This is a genomic window from Pseudomonas oryzagri (genome assembly GCF_020831405.1).
GTDB classification, from domain to species: Bacteria; Pseudomonadota; Gammaproteobacteria; order Pseudomonadales; family Pseudomonadaceae; genus Geopseudomonas; species Geopseudomonas oryzagri.
Window position 1 is genome coordinate 213,104 of sequence record NZ_JAJHPU010000041.1, and the last position, 6,342, is coordinate 219,445.

Annotated in this window: 5 protein-coding genes; 4 read left to right on the forward strand and 1 reads right to left on the reverse strand. The window is 69.0% G+C overall.

Going from position 1 to position 6,342, the window contains the following annotated elements; all coding sequences use genetic code 11:
* Positions 1–53 precede the first annotated feature (53 nt).
* On the reverse strand, positions 54–1,229 hold the full coding sequence (locus LMJ29_RS15060) for an acetyl-CoA C-acyltransferase (RefSeq protein ID WP_229606331.1): 1,176 nt from the start codon (positions 1,227–1,229) through the stop codon (positions 54–56).
* Between the two features lie 186 nt (positions 1,230–1,415).
* Between LMJ29_RS15060 and LMJ29_RS15065 the strand changes: the two genes are divergently transcribed.
* The 4 genes from LMJ29_RS15065 to LMJ29_RS15080 form a co-directional block, all read left to right on the forward strand.
* Positions 1,416–3,002: a DUF1302 domain-containing protein gene (locus tag LMJ29_RS15065; RefSeq protein WP_229606332.1), complete on the forward strand. Its 1,587-nt coding sequence runs from the start codon at positions 1,416–1,418 to the stop codon at positions 3,000–3,002.
* A 119-nt stretch (positions 3,003–3,121) separates the two neighbouring features.
* Complete coding sequence (locus tag LMJ29_RS15070; protein WP_229606333.1) at positions 3,122–3,610, forward strand: DUF3015 domain-containing protein; 489 nt, start codon at positions 3,122–3,124, stop codon at positions 3,608–3,610.
* Between the two features lie 82 nt (positions 3,611–3,692).
* Positions 3,693–5,549 (forward strand): Lnb N-terminal periplasmic domain-containing protein, encoded by a 1,857-nt coding sequence (locus LMJ29_RS15075; RefSeq protein WP_229606334.1) that lies wholly within the window; start codon positions 3,693–3,695, stop codon positions 5,547–5,549.
* Between the two features lie 443 nt (positions 5,550–5,992).
* Positions 5,993–6,342, forward strand: a 350-nt coding sequence (locus LMJ29_RS15080) for a hypothetical protein (RefSeq protein ID WP_229606335.1), incomplete at its 3' end; no start/stop codon positions are given.

The window sequence follows — 6,342 nt, forward strand, 5'->3', positions numbered from 1 at the left end:
CGCACCCTACGGGCCTCTGCGGCCGGGCAGGGTGCGCCGTGCGCACCAGCCCTTCAGAGCAGCTCCACCGCCACCGCCGTGGCCTCGCCGCCGCCGATGCACAGCGTGGCGATGCCGCGCTGGCCGCCGCGCTGGCGCAGGGCGTTGAGCAGGGTGACGACGATCCGCGAGCCGGTCGAGCCGATCGGGTGACCCTGGGCGCAGGCGCCGCCGTAGACGTTGACGCGGGCCGGGTCGAGGTCGTGCTCGCGAATCGCCAGCATGGTGACCATGGCGAAGGCCTCGTTGATCTCGAACAGGTCGACCGCGTCCTTGCTCCAGCCGGTCTTGGCCAGCAGCCTGGCGAGGGCGCCGACCGGAGCGGTGGTGAATTCGCCCGGCTCCTGACTCTGCGTGGCGTGGCCGAGGATCCGGGCCAGCGGCCGGAGGCCGCGGCGCCTGGCCTCATCGGCGGTGGTCAGCAGCAGCGCCGAGGCGCCGTCGGAGATCGAGCTGGAGTTGGCCGCGGTGATGGTGCCGTCCTTGCTGAACGCCGGCTTGAGGGTGGGGATCTTCTCCAGATTGGCGGTCAGCGGCTGCTCGTCGTCCTTGACCGTCACCTCGCCCTTGCGGGTGGTCACCGTCACCGGGACTATCTCGGCGTCCAGCACGCCGCTGGCGATGGCGGCTTGGGCACGGCGCAGCGACTCGATGGCATAGGCGTCCATTTCCGCGCGGGTGAGGCCGTAGCGGTCGGCGGTCTCCTGGGCGAAGGAGCCCATCAGCCGGCCCGTGCGGGCGTCCTCCAGACCGTCGAGGAACATGTGGTCCTTGAGCTCGGCGTGGCCCATGCGCAGGCCGGCGCGCGCCTTCTCCAGCACGTAGGGCGCGTTGGACATGCTCTCCATGCCGCCGGCGACCATGATGGTGTTGCTGCCGGCCTTGAGCAGGTCGTGGGCCAGCATCAGCGCCTTCATGCCCGAGCCGCACAGCTTGTTGATGGTGGTGCAGCCGGTGGCGGCGGGCAGGCCGGCCTGCAGGGCGGCCTGGCGCGCCGGGCCCTGCTTGAGGGCGGCGGGCAGCACGCAGCCCATGATCACCTCGTCGACCTCGGCCGGAGGGACGCCGGCGCGCTCGACCGCGGCGCGGATGGCGGCGGCGCCCAGCTGCGGGGCGCTGAGGGCGGACAGGCTGCCCTGGAAGCCGCCCATCGGGGTGCGGGCGGCACTGACGATCACGATCTCGGACATGGGAGGCTCCTCGCGCTCTCGGCGTGGTTGCTGCGGTGCACTAGGTGCGACTCTACACCCTGGCGGGCCGGCCGCAAGCCGTCGGCCGGCAGCGGCGAAACCCCGCGGCCGGCCAGTTGTCGGATAATGCCGCGCAGCGGGCTGCACGCCCGCCAGCCGATCCGCACGCCTACACGGAGAGCCGAGGTGTCGTCGATAAACAGAATCCGCCCGTTGCTGGCCGCCACGCTGACGGCCGGCCTGGCCGCGCCGGCCGCGGCGGTGCCGTTCAACCTGGGCGCGCTGGAAGGCCAGCTCGACAGCGAGCTGACGCTGAGCGCGCGCTGGGCCGGCGAGGATGCCGACCGCGACCTCATCGGCGCCGCCAACGGCGGCCGCGCGCCGGCGGCCAGCGGCGACGACGGCCGTCTCAACTTCAAGCGCGGCGAGACCTTCAGCAAGCGCCTGAGCGGCTGGCACGGCCTGGAGCTGAAGGCGGGCGACAGCGGCCTGTTCGTCAGCGGCCGCTACTGGTACGACTTCGAATTGAAGGACGAGGCGCGGCCGTTCGCCGAGGCCGGCGGCCCGGGCCGTGCGCCGGGGGCGCAGCCCGCCGGGGCGCAGTGGCTGGAGGCCTTCGTCTGGCATAACCATCAGCTCGCCGGGCAGCCCGGCCGCCTGCGTCTCGGCCGTCAGTTGCTGCACTGGGGCGAGGGCGTGCTGATCCCCGGCGGTATGGATGTCATCAACCCGTTCGACGCGGCGATCTGGCGCCGTCCCGACGCGCCGCTCAGCGAGGGGCGCGTTCCGGTGAACCTGCTGCACGGCGTGCAGGCGCTCGACGACGCGCTGAGCCTGGAGGCCTTCTATCAGCTGGAGTGGCGGCCGACCACGCTGGACGACTGCGCCAGCTTCACCGCCCAGGCGGACTACCTGGCCGACGGCTGCAACCGTCTGGCGCAGCCCCTGGGCGCGCCGCTGGTGCGCGGCGCCGACCGCGAGGCCCGCGACCAGGGCCAGTTCGGCGTGGCGTTGCGCTACCACGCCGAAGCGCTGGACACCGAGCTCGCCGCCTATGCGCTCAACTACCACAGCCGTCTGCCGCTGCTCGGCCTGAGCGGCGGGAGCTACTTCCTCGCCTGGCCCGAGGACATCCGCCTGTACGGCCTGAGCTTCGCCACCACCCTGGCCGGCGGCAGTCGCTGGCGCGGCGAACTCAGTCACCGCCCGGACGCGCCGCTGCAACCGTCGATCGCCGACGGCCTGGTCGCCGGCACGCCGCAGCCCGCCTGGCGGCGCGAGGCGGTCAGCCAGTTGCAGACCAGCCTCGAACATCGCTTCGACGCCCCGGCGCTGACCCTGACCGGCGAGCTGGCGTGGATCCATGTCGGCGCCGCGAACGGCCGCCAAGGTCGCGACCCGCTGTTCGGTCCCGGCCCGCAGGCCGGCGGCTGCGCGCTGCCGGCGGGCGCCAGCGGCCGCCACTGCGAGAACGCCGGCTTCACCACGCGCGACGCCTGGGGCTACCGCCTGCAGGCGCGCTGGGAATATCCGCAGCGCTTCTCCGGCATCAGCCTGGCTCCGCGTCTGGCCTGGTCCCACGACGTCGACGGCCACTCGCCGGCGCCCGAGGCGGTGTTCGTCGAGGGGCGGCGGGCGCTGACCCTGGGCGTCGACGCCGACTACCGCGATACCTGGACCGCCAGCCTGGCGTGGACCGACTACAGCGGAGGGCGCTACAGCACCCTGGTCGACCGCGACCAGTTGAGTCTGGAGCTGGGCCTGCGCTTCTGAGCGCGAAGTGCCGCACAGCGCGCCGTTCGTCGCGTTGACATGACGGGAAGATTACAAAAAGCTCCCCCGCCAGGTCGGCGCGGATGCCGGCCGGCTCATTCACAGAGAAGAGAAACACCATGAAACGGATTCTGCTGGGTTCCCTGTTCGCCGTCGCCTCCCTCAACGCTTTCGCCGAAGCCCCGGGCGGCCCGGGCTGCGGCTGGGGCAACATGCTGTTCGAAGGCCAGAAGGGCCTGCCGTCGCACCTGGTCGCCTCGCTGACCAACGGCACCTCGGGCAACGCCACCTTCGGCATGACCTCCGGCACCAACGGCTGCTCCACCAAAGGCACCCTGACCTACGCCGGCAAGTCGCTGATCGTGCTGAGCGGCATCATGACCGAACTGTCCGAGGACATGGCCCAGGGCGAGGGTGAAGCCCTGACCACCTATGCCGTGGTGCTCGGCGTCAAGCCCGAGGACCGCGCCCACTTCGCCGCGGTGACCCACGAGCACTTCGCGGAAATCTTCAGCTCCGCCGACGTGACCGCCGAGCAGGTGCACGCCGCCACCCTGAACGTGCTCAAGGGCGACGCACGTCTGGCCCAGTACGCCGACAAGGCCTGAGCCCGCGGGCGGCCGCTGGCCGCCCTTTGCCCTGATGCCCGCTGCCGCGGGCATCGTCGTATTCGCCCGCCGTTGACTCTCCATGCTGCGACGCCTGCTCCCGCTGCTGCTATCGCTCGCCTGCACCGCCTTGCAGGCCGCTCAACCCATCGACAGTTCCCGTCTTGCCGCCCTGGCCGGCGATCCCTACTGGCTCGCCCTCGGCCACTACGAGAGCGGCAAGTTGGGCGGCTGGCGCAGCTACGTCGACGACGACGACTTCTTCCTCGCCGCGCAGGGCGCCGAGGACCCGGCCGCCGAGCTGAGCGCTACGCTGGAGGCGCTGTATCGCGATCCGGCGCTGGGCGACCGCCATCCGCAATGTATCTACCCGGCGCGTACCCGCTGGCTGCGCGAGCGCCTGGCGCTTGCCGACCTGCCGCTGGTCGAGTGCCCGGAGTTCCGCGCCTGGTACGCCGACATCGATCCGCACTCCAGCGTGCTGGTGTTCCCGGCCGCCTACCTGAACAGCCCGTCGTCGATGTTCGGCCACACCCTGCTGCGCATCGATCCGCCCGGCAGCGACGCCAACGGCACCGCGCTGCTCAGCTACGCGCTCAACTTCGGCGCCACCATCGAGGGCATGGACAACAGTATCCTCTATGCCTGGAAGGGCCTGATGGGCGGTTATCCCGGCCTGTTCGCGCTGTTGCCCTACCGCGAGAAGATCGGCGAGTACAGCCGCCTGGAAAATCGCGACCTGTGGGAGTACCGCCTCAACCTGACGCCCGAGGAAACCGGGCGCATGCTCGAGCACGTCTGGGAGCTCAGGCAGATCCGCTTCGACTACTTCTTCTTCGACGAGAACTGCTCCTACCGTCTGCTCGAGCTGCTGGAGATCGCCCGGCCGGGCCTGCGCCTGACCGCACAGTTCCCCCTCACCGCCATCCCGGCCGACACCGTGCGCGCGGTCAAGCGCGCCGAGCTGGTCGAGCGTATCGACTACCGGCCGTCCCGCGAACGCGAGCTGCTGAGCCGCGCCGCGCCGCTGGCGCCGGCCGAGCAGCTGTGGGTGCAGCAACTGGCGGCGGACAGCGCGCCACTGCAGGCCGCCGACTTCCAGGCCCTGCCGGCCGAACGGCGTGCACTCATCCAGGACGGCGCCTACCGCCTGGTGCGCTACCAGGTCGCCGGCGCCGAGCGCGATCCGGCCAGCGCGGCGCGCAGCTACCGCCTGCTGCAGGCGATCAACCACAATCCGCCGCCACGCCTGGATATCGCCCGTCCCGGTCTGCCCGAGGACGGCCACGACTCGCGCACCCTGCAGTTCGGGGTGGGCAGCCGCGACCAGCGCGCCTTCGCCGAGTACGGCCTGCGCATGGCCTACCACGATCTCACCGACAATCTGTACGGTTTTCCGCTCGGCGCGCAGATCGAGATCGCCCAGCTCAAGCTGCGTCAGTACGAGGGCAACCACTGGCAGCTGCAGCGGCTCGACTTGGCCGGTATCCGCTCGCTGACCCCGCGCACGCCGCTGCTCAAGCCCTGGTCCTGGCAGCTCGCCGGCGGCCTGGAGCGGGTGCCGGGGGTAGGGGATGACGAGCGCCTGGTCGGCCATCTCGACGGCGGCGGCGGCTTCACCTGGCAGCTCGGCGACGAGCTGCTGGCCTTCGCCCTGGCCACCGCGCGCCTGGAGCACAACCGCGACTTCGCCGCCTGGCTCAGCCCGGCTGCCGGCTTCGACGGCGGCCTGCTATGGCGCAACCGCGGCGGCAACCTGCTGCTGGAGGCGCGCGGCGACTACTTTCACAACGGCGAGGTACGCCGCAGCCTGACACTCAGCCAGCAGATCGAGCTCGGCGACAACCTCGGCCTGCGCTTGTCTGCCACGCGCCAATTCAGCCAGCTGAGCACGCCGGCGAGCGAGGTGCAGGTGGAGCTGCGCTGGTATTGTTATTAAGTAGTAGTGGGTTATTTCAAAAGGTGTGGTTCGGCTCTGGTCAGATCGACGAAGTGTTTCATTTTTCGCTGTCAATAGGAGAAATCTGTAATCCGACGAGGAACTTTACAAAGACAGTGTCGAGCGAATCCGGTCCGGAAGTTTCAATGTCGGGGAATCGCCCGGGGTACATGCAAAGTCGGGCGCTACCCCCTCACTCTTGGGGCGCGCTTGTCGATTTTTGCGGCGTCCCTGGCTGGCGCTTCGGAAGCCCGTCGGACGGGGGCTTCGGCAGAGGCTGGCGACCTTGACTTCAGTGGGGCCGGGTAGCATATTGCCACGATTTTTCGTGCGCTAGGAAAGCATGGGTGCATACCACCTTGGACTGCGCGCAACAGGGTTGTTAGGCGCCGGCCTGGAAGGCCGGTTTACAGTGAAGTGAAAAGCAATAGGTGGTTAATCCTATGAGTGATCTTTATTACTTTACCTATTATTACAATAATGGGGACAGTTATTCCGGGTACGGCTATTCGGCCAGTGGCGAGTATTATGCCGGCGAGTATTGGTACAGCTATAACGAGACTGGTAATTATGGCTACTACTATGTCACGGCGAACTATTCTGGCTATAGTGATGCCCTGATCGGCCAGGTCGGCGTCTATAACTATTACGACAGCGAGTCCGGGCAGTACGCGTACTACGTTGATGCCTACACGTATTACGGTCTGGGGTACGAGAACGGTTATGTGTACGACTCCAGCTACAGCAGCTACGACTGGTTCGGCTACGGCTACTACGAGGCCGACCTGAGCAG